Source organism: Pseudomonas umsongensis, from assembly GCF_012647205.1.
Taxonomy (GTDB): domain Bacteria; phylum Pseudomonadota; class Gammaproteobacteria; order Pseudomonadales; family Pseudomonadaceae; genus Aquipseudomonas; species Aquipseudomonas umsongensis.
In genome coordinates this window covers 5,203,874-5,223,352 of the sequence record NZ_CP051487.1, presented here as the reverse complement: position 1 = coordinate 5,223,352, position 19,479 = coordinate 5,203,874, and the positions used below count along the sequence as shown (strand labels likewise).

Here is a 19,479-nt window from a genome sequence, read left to right as displayed (position 1 = left end):
GGCGTTCACTTGAGTAGCTCCCGGCAGATCGGCTTGTCGTGGGGGACACCCAGTAATTCGCACACGGTGCCGCACAGTTCTGTTTGCTTGGGTGTGGCGCCGGCATTGAAACTGAAGGCGTCGCCGAGGACGAACAGCGGCACTTCACGCTCCTCGGGTAGCAAGCCGTTATGGGAGCGGTCACTGTTCATGCCGTGGTCAGCGGTCACCAGCACCTGATACCCGGCGTCGAGCCAGCCTTGCAGGTAGTCGGCGATGATGATGTCCGCCGAGCGCGCGCTGTTGCGGTATTGCGAGGTGTCGAGGCCGTGCTTGTGCCCGGCGTCGTCGATGTTCATCGGGTGCACCAGCAGGAAATTCGGTGCGTGGCGCAGGCGCAGGTTTTCGGCGTCGGCGAACAGGTGTGAGTCGGGGTAGTGGTCGTTCCAGTAGAAGTGCCCGTGCTGGATTGGCAGGCTTGGGTCGTCGGTATGGCGATCCCGGGCCGCCACGAACGGCGATCGGTTATACAGCTCACTGACCCAGTGATAGGCCGCGGCGGCGGTTTTCAGGCCGGCAGCGGTGGCGTAGTGATAAATGCTGCGCTGGTTGGACAGGCGCGAGACGTTGTTGTGAACGATGCCGCTGTCGATCGGCGTGACGCCGGTGAGGATGCATTCGTAGAGCGGTCGGGACAAGGACGGCAGCTCGCATTCCAGCTTGTAGAGTGCGGCGCGTCCTGCGCCGACGTAGGCCTGCAGGTGCCCCATGGCGTGACGGGCGACCTCGTAGTTGAGGCCGTCGAGCACGACAAGGATGACGTTGTGTTTCATGGGGGCAAAACTCCGTGGATGTTCTCCAAACCCGCAGGAGCCGGCTTGCTGGCGATTGGATAAACGCGATGCTCAAAGAGACCGCGTTGACTGTATCGCCAGCAAGCCGGCTCCTACGGATGAAGCATTACTTCATTTCAACAATGACTTCTTCGTTCCACTTCTGTGGCAGGGACTTGGAGGTCTTCTCCCACGCATCCGCATCCTTGATCGGCGTGACTTTCTTGTACTGCTCGTTCGGCAGCAGCTTGGCCTGGACCTCTGCTGGCAGGGTCAGGTGCTCGGCTCGGATCGGACGGGCGTTACCCTTGGCCAGGTTGATCTGGCCAGCGTCGCTGAAGATGTACTCGCGGGTCAGCTTGGCGGCGTTCGGGTTCTTGGCGTATTTGTTGATGATGGTGGTGTAGCCGGAAATCACCGAGCCATCGGACGGGATCAGCACCACGTAGTCATCCGGATTGGCCATCTTGGCCTTGTAACTCAGGCCGTTGAAGTCCCAGACCACGCCGACTTCGATCTCGCCTTTTTCCATGGCGCCGATGACCGGGTTGGACATCGACAGGCGACCTTGTTTAGCGAGGTCGGCAAATAGCGCCAGAGCCGGTTGCAGGTTTTTCTCGTCGCCACCGTTGGCATAGGCAGCCGCCAGAACGCCGTTGGCAGCCTGGGCGGCGGTGCTCACGTCACCGATCGATACCTTGTATTTGCCGGTTTTGAGGTCAGCCCACTTGGTCGGTACTTCGGAGCCGTGCAGCAGCTTCTTGTTGACGATAAAGGCGATGGTGCCGGTGTAGGCCAATGCCCAGTGACCGTCCTTGTCTTTAGCCCAGGTCGGGACCTGGTCCCAGGTGGATGGCTTGTAGGGCTGGGTAACGTTCTGTTTCACCGCGATCGGGCCAAAGGCTGCGCCCACATCGCCTATATCGGCACTGGCGTTGTCTTTCTCGGCGGCAAACTTGGCGATTTCCTGGGCCGAGCTCATGTCGGTGTCCATGTGCTTGAGGCCGTAGTTCTTCGCCAGGTCTTCCCAGGTGCCTTTCCAGTTGGCCCAGTCATCGGGCATGCCGACACTGTTGACGGCGCCTTCCGCTCTCGCAGCGGCTTCCAGGGTTTTCAAATCATCAGCCGCCATGGCGGCGGTGCACATGGCAATGGTCGAGCCTAACAGTGATGCCAGGAAAAGCTGTTTCATTCCGAAGCTCCTATGGGCGTTTTCAACGCTGCGATTGCGGTTGTGTTGGTCTAGGTCAGCAATACCTGAGCCAATCTAGGGTGACTCGATGACACTTTGATGTCGTTCGTCGCCCCGATGAACGTTTACTTGCCCGGTATTGGCGGGTGCCAGGTAAGCGTAGACCATGGGCGAAGGCCCATTGCGCAAGGACTTGGCCGATGTCTTGCACGCGATTGGGGTGACCGTCGGGCGGCTATGTCATCTCTCGGTCATCTGCATTGCCTACGCTTGCAGGATCTTTAAACAGCCGGTTATCTCGCCGGTTCTGCCCTGTAAGTGTGCTGGTCTAGTCCAGATAGGTAACGTTGATGCGCGATGAGGCAACAAAAGCGGTGACAGCCATTGGCCAGGTGCTTCAGGAGCAGATCGATCACGGGCTGCTGGCACCGGGGAGCAAGTTGCCAGCCGAACGCAAGCTCAGTGAGTTGTTTGGGACCACGCGCATAACCGTGCGCGAGGCCTTGCTGCAGCTCGAAGCCCAGGGTCAGATCTATCGCGAGGAGCGCCGGGGCTGGTTCGTGTCGCCACCGCGCCTGGCTTATAACCTGATGCAGCGCAGCCACTTTCACGCCATGGTCAGCGCCCAGGGGCGGGTGCCGTCCACCGAAGTCATTTCGGCGCGATTGCAGCCGGCATCGGCGGCGGTCTGCGCCTGGTTACAGTTGCCAGCATTGTCGAGCGTGATTCAGATCTGTCGTTCGCGGCGCATCGATGGGCGACTGGTGCTGTACGTGGAGCACTATCTCAATCCGCAGTATTTTCCTGGCATTCTGGATTTCGACCTGAATCAGTCGATCACCGAGCTGTATGCGCGGCACTACGACCTGCATTACGGGCGGGTGCGCTTCGAAATTGTGCCGACGGCGTTGTCGGCAGACGCAGCGGCCGCTTTGCGAGTGTCGGTGGGCAGTCCTGGACTGCGCATCGCCCGGGTCAATTACGATCAGCATGGGCGGCTGATCGATTGTGACCTGGAGTTTTGGCGCCACGATGCGATCCATGTGGGGGTCGATGTGGCTTGAACCTGACCGCCGCAGGCTCTGGCCCTTATCCGAAACGGTAGATGTCCATGCCCAGCGCGCCCAGGGTGAATCCCTGGTGGGCAATACTGAATGGGCCCCCGGCACCGCGGGCAAAGTACAACGGCAACAGATGTTCATCGCTGGGATGGTTACGCACCGCGTTCGGTGCTTGCCGGCGATAGTCGTGCAAGGCGGCTTCATCGTTGGCCGCCAGCTTGTCGATCATCCAGTCGCGAAATACCTTGGCCCAGGGTTGTACGCTCTCGGGGCCGGCATGCCAGTCCAGCTCTCGCAGGTTGTGAGTAATGCTGCCGGAACCGATCAACAGCACGCCCTGTTCACGCAAGCCGCTCAGGGCCTTGCCAACGCGGGCCTGTAGCGCGGGACCGCCTCGGGTAGGCAGTGAAACCTGAACAATCGGGATATCGGCCTGCGGATACATCAACGACAGCGGCACCCAGACACCATGATCGAACGGTCGAGTGCTGTCGATGCGGGCAGGAAGGGCGTTGGCCTGCAACAGATTGACCACCTGTGCGGCCAGGTCGGGGTTGCCGGGGGCCGGGTATTGCACCTCGAACAGGGCCCGTGGAAAACCGCCAAAGTCATGCCAGGTGTCCGGCTGCGGGTTGCCGCCGACCAGCAGTTCATCGCTTTCCCAATGCGCAGAGACAATCACGATCGCGTCTGGCCTGGGCATCTCTGTCGCCAGGCGAGCGAGGGCCGGCCCACTGGCGCCAGGTTCCAGGGCCAGCATTGGCGAACCATGGGATATGTAGAGGCTGGGGAACATGGATGAGCTCCTGAGAGTTAAGATAGAGCCATCTTCTGTCAGATCATTGATCTAAATCTAATATAAGTTTTAGGGTGTTTTGATCGAATTTTGGGGTTATTTATGCAGCCGGAGTTTTGGCACAAAAAATGGAAATCGAATCAGATCGGTTTTCACTTGCCGCAAGTGAACCCGTATCTCCAGCGATTCTGGCCGGCGCTGGGCCTGGAAGAGGGCGCTCGCGTACTGGTGCCGTTATGCGGCAAGAGCCTGGACCTGCTGTGGCTGGCGCAGCGAGGCCATGAGGTGCTGGGGATCGAACTGTCGGAAAAGGCTGTCGAGGATTTCTTCAGCGAGCATCAATTTGATCCAGCAGTGGATGAACAAGGACCTTTCAAGGTATATCGCGCAGGTTCCATCGAGCTGTGGTGTGGCGATTTCTTCGATCTGACGCCAGGCGATGTCGCCGACTGCTCGGCCGTCTATGATCGAGCCGCATTGATTGCGTTGCCCGCGCCAATGCGTGAGCGCTATGCAGCTCATTTGACGCGGATCCTGCCCAAGGGCTCCAACGGGTTGTTGATTACCCTGGACTACGACCAGGCGCAAATGGAGGGGCCGCCTTTTGCCGTGCTCGATGAAGAAGTGCAGCGGTTGTTCGGTGCTTCGTGGACGCTGAAGACCCTCGAAGACCAGGATGTGTTGAGCGAGAGCGGCAAATTTCTGGAGGCAGGCGTTACGCGGCTTGAAGAGCGGGTGTATCGGGTTTCCAGCCGATAGGTTGTAGCCGCCAGTGCCGGCCCCTTCGCGGGCAAGCCCGCTCCCACATTAGACCTCATTCATCTTGATAACTCGGCCAACTGTGGGAGCGGGCTTGCCCGCGAAGGGGCCCTGATGAGCGCCGTATAAATCAGCAGGCAAAAAAAGGCCCGCATCATTGCGGGCCTTCTTGTTTATATCGCCAGCGTTCAGCCGCGACGACGCGCCAGTGCGTCGATACGCTCTTCCAGCGGCGGGTGGCTCATGAACATGCGGGCGAAGCCCTGTTTGATGCCACCGTTGATGCCGAAGGCATTCAGGGTGTCAGGCATATGCACCGGCAGGCCCTGTTCCGCGCGCAGGCGTTGCAGTGCGCCAATCATCGCGTTGGTACCGGCCAGGCGTGCACCGGCTTCGTCCGCGCGGAATTCGCGCTTGCGCGAGAACCACATGACGATGGCACTGGCCAGGATACCCAGGACCAGTTCGGCGAAAATGGTGGCTATGTAGTAGGCAATGCCCTGGCCTTCTTCGTTCTTGAAGATCACCTTGTCGACAAAGTTGCCGATGATCCGTGCGAAGAACATCACGAAGGTGTTCACTACGCCCTGGATCAAGGCCAGGGTCACCATGTCGCCATTGGCCACGTGGCCGATTTCGTGGGCCAGGACGGCTTTCACTTCATCCGGCGAGAAACGCTCCAGCAGGCCCTGGCTGACCGCGACCAGTGCGTCGTTCTTGTTCCAGCCGGTGGCAAACGCGTTCGCCTCATAGGCCGGGAAGATCCCGACTTCCGGCATCTTGATCCCGGCTTCGCGGGACAGTTGCTCGACCGTTTGCAGCAGCCATTGCTCGTGACGCGTGCGTGGCTGGCTGATGATTTGGGTGCTGGTGCTCATCTTCGCCATCCACTTGGAGATGAACAGCGAGAACAGGGAACCGGCGAAACCGAAGACCGCACAGAAAATCAGCAGCTGATTGAGGTTGAGATCAACCCCATTGGCCGCCATGAACCCGTTGAAGCCGAAAAGGCTCAGGGTGATGCTGGCAATCAGCACGACCGCCAGGTTAGTGGCCAAGAACAGCAGGATGCGCATCATGGTTGTAGAAATCTCCTCAAGCTAAAGATGTAGCGTACTGCGGGGTATATAAGGTGCCGCAACGGGGTATTCAACCGAGTGACTATTTCAAACTGTGTCCTACAGCAACAGCGTAGCTGTTTGCAGGGCATTTCCGACAAGGGATGGCAAAGAGATTTGCCAGCCAACCGGCAACAAAGTGCCCGTCGTTGCTCGATGTGACCAGGCAATGGGGCAGTGCACGGGCATCGGGAGTGAGGTCACGGGTAGGGCGCGAGCATATGTTGCAGAATGAATCACCGTGCGATGTTTCTGGTATCGCACGGTGACTGGCTGCTTACTGGCGATAGGATTTGAGGAAATTGCCAATGCGTCCGATGGCCATGTCCAGGTCATCGACGCGCGGCAGGGTCACGACGCGGAAGTGGTCGGGCCATGGCCAGTTGAACGCCGTGCCTTGCACCACCAGCAGCTTCTCCGAGAGCAGCAGGTCGAGGACGAATTTTTCGTCGTTGTGGATCGGGCAGACCTTCGGGTCGATCCGCGGGAACGCATACAGTGCGCCCATCGGTTTGACGCAGCTCACACCGGGAATGTCGTTGAGCAGTTCCCAAGTGCGGTTACGCTGCTCCAGCAGGCGCCCCGACGGCAGCACCAGGTCGTTGATGCTTTGATAGCCACCCAGTGCGGTCTGGATCGCGTGCTGGCTCGGCACGTTGGCGCACAGGCGCATGTTAGCCAGCATGTCGATGCCTTCGATGTAGCTCTGGGCGTGGTGTTTCGGTCCGGAAATGGCGATCCAGCCGGAACGGAAACCCGCCACTCGATAGGACTTGGACAGGCCGTTGAAGGTCAGGCACAACAGGTCCGGCGCCAAAGACGCGGTGCAGATGTGCACGGCATCGTCGTACAGGATCTTGTCGTAGATTTCGTCGGAAAACACCACCAGGTTGTGCTGGCGGGCCAGCTCCAGCATGCCCAGCAGGACTTCTTTGGAGTACACCGCACCGGTCGGGTTGTTCGGGTTGATGATCACCAGTGCCTTGGTGTTTGGGGTGATCTTGGCCTTGATGTCCGCCAGGTCCGGCCACCAGTTGGCTTGCTCGTCGCACAGGTAATGCACCGGGTTGCCGCCCGAGAGGCTTACCGCGGCGGTCCACAACGGGTAGTCGGGCGCCGGTACCAGCACTTCGTCGCCGTTGTTGAGCAGGGCCTGCATCGACATCACGATCAGCTCGGAAACGCCGTTGCCCAGGTAGATGTCTTCAATGCCGACGCCTTCCACCTGTTTTTGCTGGTAGTACTGCATCACGGCCTTGCGCGCGCTGAACAGGCCCTTGGAGTCGCTGTAGCCCTGGGCGGTGGGCAGATTGCGGATCACGTCCTGGAGGATTTCATCCGGCGCTTCGAAACCAAAGGGCGCCGGGTTGCCGATGTTCAGCTTGAGGATGCGATGGCCTTCCTCTTCCAGGCGTTTGGCGTGCTTGAGCACTGGGCCGCGAATGTCGTAGCAGACGTTGGCGAGCTTGTTCGATTTGCTGACCTGCATGGCGATGTGTTCCCGAAAATGAACGATCCAGGCGGTGTGTGGACAACCGTGCTGGGAATCCTGCGTAATCACACAGGCCTGACGCCTTGAGAGGCAGCACCCATAAATCCGTTTGAATGCGCGTGGCCTGGCTGCCAGACTGGCGTTTGACGAGGCGCAATCATACGTGCCGCCCGATCCGTGGAAAAGGTACAGATCGGGCTTTTTCAGTTGCTGAGGTGTGATGATGGAAAAGTTGGAAAAAACCCTGGAAGAATGGAAAGCCATGCTCGATCCGGAACAGTACAACGTTTGCCGCCTCAAGGGCACCGAACGCCCGTTTTCCGGCAAGTACAACGGCACCAAGACCGACGGTATCTACCACTGCATCTGCTGTAGCGAGCCGTTGTTCGATTCCAGCACCAAGTTCGATTCCGGCTGCGGCTGGCCAAGCTTTTATGCGCCGATCGGCAATAGCGCCATGACCGAGATTCGTGATGTCAGCCACGGCATGATCCGCACCGAAGTGGTCTGCGCCAAATGTGACGCGCACCTGGGCCACGTATTCCCGGATGGCCCGCCGCCAACCGGCCTGCGCTACTGCATCAACTCTGTGTGCCTGGACCTGGTACCCCGCTCGTAACGCGAACCCTGTAGGAGCTGCCGCAGGCTGCGATCTTTTGATCTTTGTTTTTTCTCTCTATCGCGAAAGATCAAGATCAAAAGATCGCAGCCTGCGGCAGCTCCTACAGGGATTGAGTGTGGATTGAGGGGCAGGTGGGATTTATTAGATTGCACACAATTCAATTGCTCGCTATGTTTGTCGCATCACCCCTTTTCGAGTGCCTCGATCATGAGCGACAACCTCCTGAGCATCCCTTGCACCACCATCAAGGGCGAACAAAAAACCTTGGCGGATTTCGCCGGCAAGGCGGTATTGGTGGTCAACACCGCCAGCAAATGCGGTTTCACCCCGCAATACAAAGGCCTTGAGGAACTGTGGCAGACCTACAAGGATCAAGGCCTGGTGGTGCTTGGCTTCCCCTGCAATCAATTCGGCAAGCAGGAACCGGGCAACGAAGGGGCGATCAGCGAGTTCTGCGAGCTGAACTACGGTGTCAGTTTCCCGCTGTTCAAAAAGATTGAAGTCAATGGCGACGGCGCCCATCCCTTGTTTGTGCAGTTGAAAAAGCGTGCACCGGGTGTGCTCGGTTCCCAAGGTATCAAGTGGAATTTCACCAAATTCCTGATCGGCAAGGACGGCCAGCTGGTCAAGCGCTTCGCACCAGCGACCAAGCCGCAGGACTTGAGCGGTGAGATCGAAGCACTGCTCAAATGAACAGCTTGTCCGTCGACTCGCTGAGCCTCGACAGCCAGCTCTGCTTCAAACTGTATGCGGCGTCCCGCGCGGTCATTCGCGCCTACAAGCCGATGCTCGATCAGTTGGGCCTGACTTATCCGCAGTACCTGGCGATGCTGGTGTTGTGGGAATGGCAGGCGGTTGCCCCGGAGCAGCCGACGGTCAAGGCGCTGGGTGAGCGCCTGGCGTTGGACTCCGGTACGCTGACGCCCCTGCTCAAGCGTCTTGAACAGTTGCAACTGGTTCAGCGTCAGCGCTCGGCGCGCGATGAGCGCGAGGTACACCTGAGCTTGTCGCCCAAGGGCACCGCACTGCGTGATCAGGTCGGGCCGCTCAAGGCCCGCCTGTTATGCGACAGCGGTGTGGATCTGGATCGGCTGAATGACCTGCGCGACGGCCTTGACCACTTGCTGGGGCAAATCAAGGCGTTGTCGTAGCTGGTATCCAAACGTCCAGCAGGGCGGCAAGCTCTTCCCGGCGGAAAGGTTTGGCCAGGTAGTCGCTCATGCCCGCCGCACGGCAGCGTTCGCGTTCTTCGGACATGGCGTTGGCGGTCAGGGCGACGATGGGCAGTTGCGGCCACCGACCACTGCGACGGATTTGCCGACTGGCTTCATAGCCGTCCATGACCGGCATATTGCAATCCATCAGCACCAGATCGAAGTCGCGGCCTTCCAATTGATCCAGCGCCTCGGCTCCGTGCGCGGCGACAATCACGTCGCAACCGAGTTTACCCAGCATGCCCTTGGCCACCAGTTGGTTGACCGGGTTGTCCTCCACCAGCAGCACTCGCGCACGTCGCTGCGGGACGTGGCTATCGACGCGGGTATCGATGGGGGTGTCGGTTTGCGCCAGCAAGATTCGTCGCAAAGTCTGATACAGCGCATTGCGTGCCAGTGGGCGCGCCTGCTGCTGCAGGGGGGCGAGGGCGCTGACTTGTTCGCTGGGCATGAAGCTGCCGTAAGCGGTCACCAGCAGGATGGGCGCACCGACGGTAGGGCGCAGGTTGAACAGGCACTCGGGGCAGTCGGTGATCAGAACATCGGGGTTCAGGCCGAGCAATGGATCATCGATCGACCGTTGCTGATAATCGAGCCCCCACCCGGGCAATACACGGCTCAGCAGTTCCGCCAGACCGCTGCTGGCGGCGGTAATCGCGATGACCTTGCCCTGCAGGGGAGCCGGGGCCAGTGCCCGGGTGTGACTGGGCAGGGGCAGTTGCGCGCAGAACTGGCTGCCGAAACCGGGTTCAGAACTGATGGTTAGCCGGCCTTGCATGGCTTCACACAAGTTGTGGGTCAGGGCCAAACCCAACCCGGTGCCGCCAAATTGTCGGGTGATCCCGGCCCCGGCCTGGGTGAAGGGCTTGAAGATCTTCACCTGAGCATCCCGGGGGATGCCAATGCCGGTGTCGCAGACTTCGATGCTGACGCCATCCTGGTAGGTCGACAGACGCACATCGACCCGGCCAAAACGGGTGAACTTGAGCGCATTGGACAGCAGATTACTGACGATCTGCCGGACCCGTGTCGGATCGCCGAGCACCAGCGCAGGAAAGTCCGGATCGATCAGGCAGGTCAGTTCGACACTCGGCGCGGCGTTCTGCGACAGCAGGTTGGCCGTGTCTTCGACCAGCGAACCAAGGTCGAACGGGATGTGCTCGAGTTCGAGCTGGCCGGCATCGAATTTCGACAGGTCGAGAATATCGTTGAGCAACTCCACCAGCACTTTGCCCGAGTCATGGGCGATGGCCAGCTGTTGCTGTTGCTCGGCAGACAGCGGGCCGTCCAGCGACAGCGCGATCATGCCCAGCAGGCCATTGAGGGGCGTGCGAATTTCGTGGCTCATGTTGGCCAGGAACACGGAACGCGCTTCGGCCATGTCCAGGGCGGTACTGCGCGCGACTTCCAGCTCCTGGTTGGACTGACTGAGCCGGGCGTTGATGGTCTTGAGTTCGGTGGTGCGTGCCGAAACGATGTTTTCCAGCTGGCCAAGATAGTCGGTCAGACGGTTTTCGGCGTTGCGTCGCTGCTGGATTTCGGTGGCGATGTTTTCGAATTGCTGGTTGGCGACTTTCACCAGTACGCCGATTTCATCGTTGGCATGCCCCGCCGGACATTCCAGGGAGGTCGGCTCCGCGCTGCGCGGATCGCGGCCACTGAGTTCGCGGATGACCCGCACCAACGGCTTGGTCAGCATCACGTAGAACAGTGCCAGCAGGATACCGCTCAGGAGCAGGCTGCGGGCGAAACCATTGATCAGGGTTACCTCGGCCCGCCGCAGGAATCGGTAGCCGAACGAGTAAGTGTCGACGTCCAATTGCAGGGTACCCAGGGATTCGTTGGGCAAATGATCCAGGTACAGGCGGTCTTCGAACTGCCGGTTGGCCCCGAACAGAAGGTCACTCAAGACCCGATAGTCGCTTTGCAGGCCTGGACGCTTGACCTTGGCCAGGATACTGCCGTTGTTGTCTGTCAGTTTCGCTCCGACGATCGCAGGTGAGCGCAACAGGCCCAAGGTCAGTTCCTGGGCGAGTTCGGCGTCGATGTTGTAGGCGATGCGCGAGGCGGGGTTGTGACTGATTTCGAGTAAAGACAGGATTTCGCGGTTGATGGAGGCGTCTTCACTGGCATAATCGATGCCTATTTGCAGCACGCTGAGCAGCATACCCAGAACAAAACCGACCAGCACGGTGAGCCGCGCTTGTTTGTAAGACAGCCGGTTGGTGAACTTGATGTCCATGGGGTGTTGAATCACTTCCGTTTTCCTTCGCTGCTCAAGCATAGTCGATCATGCAGGGTGATCCCGCGAGCCCCGCTACAGGGCGGTTGACCGTTCATCGAACGCTGTATTTCGTTGCTGTATCGACATCATTACTGTGAACGTGCCCGAGGAGAAGACGTGGATTCCCGATTAAATGCTTTTCTTGAACGTGCCGATGCCGTTCTGGCCCGTATCGAACCGTTGTTGCCCACCCCTCGGCAAGCCATCGACTGGACCCATTGCCTGGCTGCGCGCTGGCAGCGTGAGGGGCGCAGCGGTTTTCTGCTGCCGCTGCAGGTCAGCCTGGACATGCGTCTGAGCGACCTCATCGGCGTCGACCGCCAGGTGGAGCAACTGGGACGAAATACCCGCCAGTTCCTCGATGGCATGCCGGCCAACCACGCCCTGCTCTGGGGTTCGCGTGGCACTGGCAAATCGTCGCTGGTGCGCGCCTTGCTGGCTGAGCACGCCGAGGCTGGTCTGCGCCTTATCGAAATCGAGCGTGATCACCTGGCGGACTTACCGCGGGTGGTCGAGCAGCTCGCCAAGCTACCGCAGCGTTTCGTATTGTTCTGCGATGACCTGTCGTTCGAGTCAGGCGAGGGCGATTATCGCGTGCTCAAAAGCGTTCTCGACGGTTCGCTCGAACAGGCACCGGACAACGTGTTGCTGTACGCCACCTCCAACCGTCGACACCTGGTGCCGGAAAAGGAAAGCGATAACGAAAACTGGAAACGGGTCGATGGTGAATTGCACCCCAGCGAGGCAGTGGAAGACAAGATCGCCCTGTCGGATCGCTTCGGGTTGTGGCTATCGTTCTATCCGTTCACCCAGGAGCACTTCCTCGATGTGGTCGAACACTGGATCGGTCAATTGGCCGACAGGGCAGGCCTGCCGTGGCAACGCACCGAAGAGCTGGACATCCTTGCGGTGCGCTGGGCCACGGGCCGGGGCAATCGCAACGGACGTTGCGCGTATCAATTTGCCCGCTATTGGGTGGGGCTGAAACTGTTGGAGCACAAGGCATGATCGATTTACAAAAGAGCGGCCAGGGCCTCGAGGGCTACGGCATGCTGCACGCGCAGCTGGAGTCCTTGCTGGCGGATGAGCGTGATTTCATTGCCAACGCCGCTCAGTTTTCCGCGTTCCTGTTCAATCAACTCGAGGGCTTGAACTGGGCCGGGTTCTACCTCAATCGTGATGGGGAGCTGGTGCTGGGGCCGTTCCAGGGGCAAATCGCCTGCGTGCGGATTCCGTTCGGCCGGGGCGTGTGCGGGACGGCGGCGGCGACCTTGCAAACCCAGCGAGTCGAAGACGTGCACGCGTTTGCCGGGCATATCGCCTGCGACAGTGCGTCGAACAGCGAACTGGTCGTGCCCTTGGTCAAGGACGGTCGCCTGATCGGCGTGCTCGATCTCGACAGCCCCCAACTGGCGCGTTTCACCGCGCAGGATCAAGCGGGCATCGAGCAATTGGCCGCTATTTTCCTGCGCCTGACCGACTGCTGATCACGCTCTCAAGCCTGCCTTGACCAGCAGGCTTGGCGCATCCACTGCATCGACCTGTTGTGGGTCGAGGAAGCGCCGGGCGTACTGCAGATAAATCTGCGCGTTGATGAACAGTTCGAACAACTGTGGGTCGATGTGGGCATCCCGGCACATGTTGGCCATGATGCCCAGCGCTTCACTCAGGGTCTTGGCTTTCTTGTAGGGGCGGTCGGCGGCGGTCAGCGCCTCGAAGATATCGGCAATCGCCATCATCCGCGCCGGCAGGCTCATCTGCTCACGCTTCAAGCGTTTCGGATAACCCGTGCCGTCCATTTTTTCGTGGTGACCGCCGGCGATCTCCGCTACGTTGCCCAGATGCTCGGGGAAGGGCAGGTGGTTGAGCATCAGAATCGTCTGCACCATGTGGTGGTTGATGATGTAGCGCTCTTCGCGTGTCAGGGTGCCTCGGGTAATGCTCAAGTTGTAGAGTTCGCCGCGGTTGTACTTGTAATGCGGGACATCGAGCTTGAAACCCCAGGGATTATCCTCGGCAATCACTTCGGCTTCGGCGCGTTCGAACAGATGCTCGGGCCGGTCCGCCAGCAACGTCTCGCAGACGGGCAGCGTCGGTGCGGGCGTGCGTGCCTGGCGCTGGTTCTCCTCCCAGGAAACTCCCAGGCGGTCATCCAGGGTCCGCGTCCAGGTGCGTTGACCGATACTGCGCAGGCGTTGCAGATCGGCTTCGGCCATGGTCTCGCCGCCGAGGTTGCAGCGGGCGATGAAGGCGAAATCGTCATCGAGTTCCGCCAAAGTGGCATCGCGCTGTTGCGCCAGGGGCTGCTCATCGCCACCTTGGGCAATGGCTTGCCAATAGTTGATCCAGGCATCGCGCTTGAGCACTTCGAAGCGGGTGCGTATTTCGTGGATGCGGTCGTTCAGGGTTTCGAGCTTGGTGGCTTTGTCGACGACGTATTCCGGGGTTGTCACTTTGCCGCAGTCGTGCAGCCAGGCGGCTATGTGCAGCGCCTCCCACTCATCGTCCGTAGGCTGGTAGCCGCTGAAAGCCGGGTCCTGGCTGGCTGCTGCGGCCTGGGCGAGCATCAACGTCAGCGCCGGAACTCGTTGGCAATGGCCACCGGTATAGGGGCTCTTGGCATCTATCGCGCCGGCCAGCAGCTTGATGAAGGCGTCCAGCAGCTTTTTTTGCCGGTCCTGCAAGCGATGGCTTTCAATACTCACAGCGGCGGCACCGGACACCGCCTGCAGGAATGCAATGCGGTCGGGACGCAGTTTGTCCAGGTCGCTCTGGTTGCCGCTGTCGGCCAGCAGAAACACCAACAGGCCGACGGTTTCGTTGTGACGATTGTGCAAGCGGATGCCGATCAGGTGAACGCGGGGACAGGCCATTGCCAGCAGGACTTTTTGGAGATCCCCCGCCTGTTCGAAGCCCAGGTGGGTGACAACGTTGTCGGCTGTCGACAGCTGCTGCAGCCAGGCGGGGCTGTCTGTGTCCTTGAATGCGTGTGCGCGAAGGTCGAATGAAGACAGGGCGTGTGCGGTGTCGTTGATCACCAGGCCCTTGGGTTCCATGAGGTCGCCATCCCCTTCGCGCAGGTAGATCAGGCCAGCCTGGGCCCGGCCGATCCTTACCGTTTCAAACAGCACCCGCTCCAGCAATGGGGCAAACCGGGTCTCGGCGCTCAGGCTGTCTGTGATCTGGAAAAAGCTTGCCAGGGTATCTTTCATACGCTCCATGGAAAGGCTTAGCTGGTCGACCTCAAGTACCGGAGAGCGGCGTGTGGCCGGAAAGTTGAAATCGAAACTGCGAATGGCATCCGCTTCCTGCACGAGGGAGCGCAGGGGCTTGACCAGGATCCTGGACGTCAGCCAACCCAGTGGTACGCACAGCAGCAGGGTCGCCAGGGTAATCAGTGCGCCTTGCCAGCGCATGCGGTAGGCATCGACGAGCAGTTCATCTTCAGGTATCAGCATTGCCAGTTGCAGCCCCTGGGGGCCGCCTTCCTGCATGCGGCTACGCGCAACAATCCATTGACGGCTCATGGCAGTCAGGCGATTACCCGGCGCAGGTGTACTGAGTAGCGCCTGCAGGGCGGGACTGAGGTCGGCGGCCTTGCTCAGGTGGGCGGTTTGATCGTCAACGATCAGGCGACGGCTGTCGGGATAAGCGATGGCATTGCCTTGCGCGTCGCACAGCACGATCTCGGTAGCGGGCGTCACCACATGTTTGGCCAGTGTGGCCGAAAGCTCGGCCAGGGTCAGGTCGGCAGCGAGTACGGCATGCTCGCCGCTGCGCCGTGCCAGGGTGGTACCGACATTGTGGGTCGAGAAAAAAACGTAGGGTTCGGTGGTGATCTGGTCAGCGTTTTGGCTGGCGCTGATAAACCAGGCGCGGCCACGCGGATCGTAGGTTTCTTCAGGGTTGTCCTGACGGCTGACGAGCGTCAGGTCCCGATCAAAAAACAAGGATTGCGAATGCACCTGGCCGCTGCTGTTTCGCTCGATACTCCAGACCTGGTAGGCCGCGGTATCCGGGGCCTTGAGTAACGCCTTCTGATCTGGGGTGCGCAGCGGGCGAACCATGAAGAAGTCACCGGTGTCGTACCCCACGTACAGCGAAGCCAGGTCGGGGTTGTCCTGGAGTGACTGACTGAAGGGCAGTAGCAACGCCAGGCGCTGCTGCAGATCGAGCGCCTGGGTGGCAGGGGTATGCGTCAACAGGCTCAGCAGGTGCCGAATCGGTTCATAGGTGGCGTGCAGGTCCAGGCGCACGTCCTGCTCAATTCGACTGAACAGTTTTTCACTGCTCGACAGAATGATTTGCGTGGTTTGCTGATAGTTGAAAATGCCCAGCACGATCCCGGTCAGCAACAGCAGGCAAGTGAACATCACGCTGATATGAACGTGCAGGGGAAAACGGCGTTGATCCGGACGCAGTGGGCTGGGCATGCAGGTCACTCCGTGATGGTTAACACACTGCTCCGCGTCCAAGCATAGTTAAGGCTCGCTCACTGTGCAGGGGGCGTTTTGCTCGATTTGTTGCAGCAATGCCTGCTCCAGTTCGAGCAAGGCGCGCTCTACGGCGTCGCAGCATTCGCTTACTTTCTCGGGGGAGAAGGGGGCATGGCCGGCAGCCTCGAGCGCCTCGCAGCTGTCGATCAACCGAGTGGCCTGGACGATTCGGGCGGCGCCCTTGATTCTATGGGCAATGTCGAGAAATGCCTGTGGTTCCTGTGTGCCTGACAGCGCTTGCAGGCCCTGTCGATCCAGGCGGCTACTGCTCAGCAGTTCGGTCAGCAGGCGCAGGTTTAACGTCGGATTGCCACCCGTCAACACATGCAAGCCTTGCTGGCTGAAGGCTGGTGCGGCGCCCGCGGGCTGGATGCCCTTGACCCATTGACCCAGGGCGGCCAGGGACAGTGGCTTGAACAGGCAGTCGTCCATCCCGGCCTGTTTGCAACGTTGAATCTCTTCCGGTTGAGCATTGGCGGTAAAGCCCAAGAGGGTGCAGCGCGGCAATTGTGCATGCTGTTCATGTCGACGAATGGCTTTGGCCAGTTCGTATCCGTTCATGACCGGCATGTTGCAATCGGCGATCACCAGGTCAAATGTGTCGGATTTCCATGCGTCCAAGCCAGCCTGGCCATCTGCCGCGACGCTGAATCGGTGGCCCAGAAACTCCAGCTGCTGGCACATCAGCAAACGATTGGCCGCGTGGTCGTCGACCACCAGCACATTCAATGGGACCGTGGCGCAGTGGATGGTGGGCTCAGCTATTTGCTCCCGTGATTGGCGAGGCAGTGTGGGTAACGGCAATGAAATCCTCACCCGGGTACCGACGCAAGGCTGGCTGCTCAACTGCAGGCTGCCGTTCATCATCTCACACAGGCTGCGGCTGATTACCAGGCCAAGCCCGGCACCCCCCCTGGCCGACTGAGCTGCATTTCCGGCCTGGGCGAAAGGTTCGAACAGGCGTTGTTGATCCTCATGGCTGATTCCCGGGCCAGTGTCTTCGACCAGCAGCAGCATTTGAACCTGGTTGGGTTCTTCGGTCAGGTGCAGTGCGACAATAATCCTGACCTGGCCGTGCTCGGTAAACTTGATGGCATTGCTGACCAGGTTCGACAACACCTGCTTGAAGCGCAGGGGATCGAGCAACACGTCGATCGTCGGGTTGGCCGGATTGAATTCCAATTGCAATTCGAGTCCCTTCTGTCGCGCCAGTCCATCGAAAATACGCGCCACCGACGCCACGAGTTCCTCTGGATTGACCCGTTCCGGGTTCAGGCTCAGGTGTCCGGACTCGATGCGGGCAATATCGAGGATGTCCCCGATCAGTTCCAGCAGGTCCCTCGCCGAGTGGTAGGCCACATCAATGGCGGGACGATCCGGGTGCTGGAGTTCGATGCGTTTGAGCGTCAGTTCGAGCATGCCGATGACGGCATTCATCGGGGTGCGAATTTCATGACTCATGGTTGCCAGGAACGTACTCTTGGCCCGGTTCGCTTCGTCGGCACGTTCCTTGGCACAACGCAGGTCATCGAGCAATTGCCGCCGTTCGCTGATGTCGATCCAGCCACCAATGATGCCCTGGACCTCACCGCTTGAGTCACGGTACGGGAGAATCCAGTGATAGATCGTCAACCGGCGGTCGCCAATGTGCAGCGCACGGTCAAGGATCATGGGCGTGCCCTCGGTCACGACACGCTGGTAGTCGACCTGGTACTCCCGAGCTTCGAAAGCGTTGCCCAGGGTGCCCTGGATCACGCTTTTGCCGATCACGTCTTCGCGTTTGGTATTGAAGGTTCGCAGGTAACTGTCATTGCAACTTTGCAGCAGTCCTTGACGATCACGTACATAAATTGGATGAGGCGTGCCATTGACCAATGAACCCATGAATTCCAATTGATCGTTCAGCGCTCGCTCGGCCGCCCTGCGTTGATTGATCTGGCGCCGCATGTAGGCGTTCCAGGTCACGGAGATCAACAACAGTAACCCCGCGCCGATGACGATCTGATAGAAGAGCCGTTGATAATTGCGCCAGGTACTTTGCGAGGAAGCCGAATAGCCGCGCCAACGGTTATTGATGACGCCCAGTTCCTGTGGCGCGATGCTCAACAGTGCCTTGTTGAGGATGTCATTGAGTTCCTTGGCATCGCGCCCGGTTGCCAGGGAGAACGCCGCCTGCCGGGTGCCGATGGTGGTGCTGATTTGCAGATCGGTTTCGAACAGTTGCGAGGCGATGAAGTAATTGGCGATCACCAACGAATTCACTGCGCCTTCCACCCGGCCTTCGGCGAGCATTTCTACGGCACTGAAGGTGTCCGGGGTCTTGATCAACCGGATCTGCGGGAACTCGCGGCGCAGATACTCGACCAGGGGATTGCCTCGGGCAATTGCCAGGCTCTTGCCCTTGAGCTGGGCAAGGTTCGCCGGACTGTCGTGCGCCTTGCGTGTCAACAGGACGTAGGAGTTCTGCAGGTAGGGACGGGTAAAGTTCAGCAAGTTATCCCGTTTCGCGCTGGGGAGCAGCGCGGCGATCAGGTCGGCCTGACCGGTCTTGATCAGCTCGATCATGTCGCTGTCGCTGCGGCTGCGCTGAATATCGAAGCGCAGGCCGGTACGCAACCTGATCAACTCGAGCAGATCAGCGGCAATTCCGCGAAAGTTGCCGGCACTGTCAAAAAAAGTCAGTGGCGCATAGGCCTCATTGACGACCACCCGGACCACCGGATGTTGCGCCAGCCAGTGCTCCTCATTGTAACTGAGCTCCAGTTTCTGGTCGGTGAGCAGGATATCGCTCCCGGCGCTCCAGCGCTTGGCGATGTTTTCCCGTTCGCTGGCGGGGATAGCCTTGAGCGTCGTGTTGATGATGTCGAGCAGTTGTGGATTGGTCTTGTGCACCGCAAAGCTGAAACCATGGGCTTCGTGCTTGCCGAAACTGGCCATGCGAATGTTGTTCAGATAGCCCTTGTTAATCATGTAGTGGGTTGAAACGGTGTCACCGAGAAAAACATCGGCCTGGCCGAAAGCAACGGCATTGATCGCGTTCTGGTAGGAGGGGTAGGACGTGATGATTGCCTTCGGATACAGGGCCTTTACCTCCTCCAGGGGCAAGTAGTGATAAAGCATGCTCAGCCGCAACCCGGACAGCCCATCATTGAGCGTGCGGGTTTCGCCTTCACGTGTCACCAGGACCGGTTGATCTACCGCATAGGGCCTGGAAAGCGCGATGTGGTCATTGCTCGCCTCGAATCCGTTGGCGGTGCCCAGCAGGTCTACCTCGCCGTTTTCGAGTGCTTCGATTGCAGCTCCCCGGGAGTTGAAGCGCCGGACCTTGATGGGCAGGTCAAGGACCTTGCCAAGAATGCCCGCGTAGTCCGCAGTAAAACCTTCGTAGTCATGACCGCTGCTGGTCAGGTCGAAGGGGGGATAGTCGGGTGCTGAAGTACCCAGGATCAGTTCCTGTTTACCTCGGGCCCAATGTCGCTGTGATTGATCCAGCTCGACTTTCAGGTGCAGGGGGGCTGAACGACTGAGCAAGGTGAGTTGCTCAGAGGCCTGGGCGGCGTGCAGCGGGGTGTACAGGCACAAGCTTGTGATCATGATCAGCAGATAGTCCTTCAAGCGACTGGGCATCCTGTG

General features: G+C 59.6%; 15 protein-coding genes. 7 read left to right on the top strand and 8 right to left on the bottom strand.

The window, feature by feature from the left end:
* Positions 1-5 precede the first annotated feature (5 nt).
* Together HGP31_RS23450 and HGP31_RS23445 are read right to left on the bottom strand one after the other, a co-directional pair.
* Positions 6-812, bottom strand: a complete 807-nt coding sequence (locus HGP31_RS23450; RefSeq protein ID WP_151143107.1) for an alkaline phosphatase family protein — start codon at positions 810-812, stop codon at positions 6-8.
* 127 nt (positions 813-939) lie between these two features.
* Complete coding sequence (locus tag HGP31_RS23445; protein WP_020796796.1) at positions 940-2,004, bottom strand: ABC transporter substrate-binding protein; 1,065 nt, start codon at positions 2,002-2,004, stop codon at positions 940-942.
* Between the two features lie 350 nt (positions 2,005-2,354).
* On the opposite strand from HGP31_RS23445, the gene phnR reads away from it, so the two are divergent.
* The gene (gene phnR / locus HGP31_RS23440) at positions 2,355-3,068 is read left to right on the top strand and encodes a phosphonate utilization transcriptional regulator PhnR (RefSeq protein WP_020796797.1); all 714 of its coding nucleotides are present in this window, start codon (positions 2,355-2,357) and stop codon (positions 3,066-3,068) included.
* Positions 3,069-3,093: 25 nt separating this feature from the next.
* Here phnR and HGP31_RS23435 read toward each other — a convergent pair whose 3' ends face one another.
* A complete protein-coding gene (locus tag HGP31_RS23435) occupies positions 3,094-3,861 on the bottom strand; it encodes a DODA-type extradiol aromatic ring-opening family dioxygenase (RefSeq protein ID WP_168758770.1) in 768 nt (255 codons plus the stop codon).
* Between the two features lie 102 nt (positions 3,862-3,963).
* Between HGP31_RS23435 and HGP31_RS23430 the strand changes: the two genes are divergently transcribed.
* A complete protein-coding gene (locus HGP31_RS23430; protein WP_020796799.1) occupies positions 3,964-4,620 on the top strand; it encodes a thiopurine S-methyltransferase in 657 nt (218 codons plus the stop codon).
* Between the two features lie 188 nt (positions 4,621-4,808).
* Here HGP31_RS23430 and htpX read toward each other — a convergent pair whose 3' ends face one another.
* Positions 4,809-5,699, bottom strand: coding sequence for a protease HtpX (gene htpX, locus HGP31_RS23425; RefSeq protein WP_020796800.1), 891 nt, complete (start codon positions 5,697-5,699; stop codon positions 4,809-4,811).
* A gap of 316 nt (positions 5,700-6,015) precedes the next feature.
* Positions 6,016-7,227, bottom strand: a complete 1,212-nt coding sequence (locus HGP31_RS23420) for a pyridoxal phosphate-dependent aminotransferase (RefSeq protein WP_020796801.1) — start codon at positions 7,225-7,227, stop codon at positions 6,016-6,018.
* Between the two features lie 226 nt (positions 7,228-7,453).
* Between HGP31_RS23420 and msrB the strand changes: the two genes are divergently transcribed.
* From msrB to HGP31_RS23405, 3 genes are all read left to right on the top strand, one after another.
* On the top strand, positions 7,454-7,849 hold the full coding sequence (gene msrB, locus HGP31_RS23415; protein WP_168758769.1) for a peptide-methionine (R)-S-oxide reductase MsrB: 396 nt from the start codon (positions 7,454-7,456) through the stop codon (positions 7,847-7,849).
* Positions 7,850-8,059: 210 nt separating this feature from the next.
* The gene (locus HGP31_RS23410; RefSeq protein WP_020796803.1) at positions 8,060-8,545 is read left to right on the top strand and encodes a glutathione peroxidase; all 486 of its coding nucleotides are present in this window, start codon (positions 8,060-8,062) and stop codon (positions 8,543-8,545) included.
* The gene (locus HGP31_RS23405) at positions 8,542-9,003 is read left to right on the top strand and encodes a MarR family winged helix-turn-helix transcriptional regulator (protein WP_020796804.1); all 462 of its coding nucleotides are present in this window, start codon (positions 8,542-8,544) and stop codon (positions 9,001-9,003) included. Before HGP31_RS23410 ends, HGP31_RS23405 begins: the two co-directional genes overlap by 4 nt.
* Here the strand turns inward: HGP31_RS23405 and HGP31_RS23400 are convergent.
* Complete coding sequence (locus HGP31_RS23400) at positions 8,987-11,350, bottom strand: hybrid sensor histidine kinase/response regulator (protein WP_083349615.1); 2,364 nt, start codon at positions 11,348-11,350, stop codon at positions 8,987-8,989. The two genes, HGP31_RS23405 and HGP31_RS23400, sit on opposite strands and share 17 nt — an antisense overlap.
* A 117-nt stretch (positions 11,351-11,467) precedes the next feature.
* On the opposite strand from HGP31_RS23400, the gene HGP31_RS23395 reads away from it, so the two are divergent.
* Together HGP31_RS23395 and HGP31_RS23390 are read left to right on the top strand one after the other, a co-directional pair.
* The gene (locus HGP31_RS23395; RefSeq protein WP_033044809.1) at positions 11,468-12,358 is read left to right on the top strand and encodes an ATP-binding protein; all 891 of its coding nucleotides are present in this window, start codon (positions 11,468-11,470) and stop codon (positions 12,356-12,358) included.
* Positions 12,355-12,837: a GAF domain-containing protein gene (locus HGP31_RS23390; RefSeq protein WP_020796807.1), complete on the top strand. Its 483-nt coding sequence runs from the start codon at positions 12,355-12,357 to the stop codon at positions 12,835-12,837. The genes HGP31_RS23395 and HGP31_RS23390 overlap by 4 nt, the downstream gene beginning before the upstream one ends.
* Here the strand turns inward: HGP31_RS23390 and HGP31_RS23385 are convergent, their stop codons facing one another.
* A complete protein-coding gene (locus tag HGP31_RS23385) occupies positions 12,838-15,783 on the bottom strand; it encodes an HD domain-containing phosphohydrolase (RefSeq protein ID WP_168758768.1) in 2,946 nt (981 codons plus the stop codon). It abuts the gene before it with no gap.
* Between the two features lie 48 nt (positions 15,784-15,831).
* Positions 15,832-19,473, bottom strand: a complete 3,642-nt coding sequence (locus HGP31_RS23380; protein WP_168758767.1) for a transporter substrate-binding domain-containing protein — start codon at positions 19,471-19,473, stop codon at positions 15,832-15,834.
* Positions 19,474-19,479: the final 6 nt, after the last annotated feature.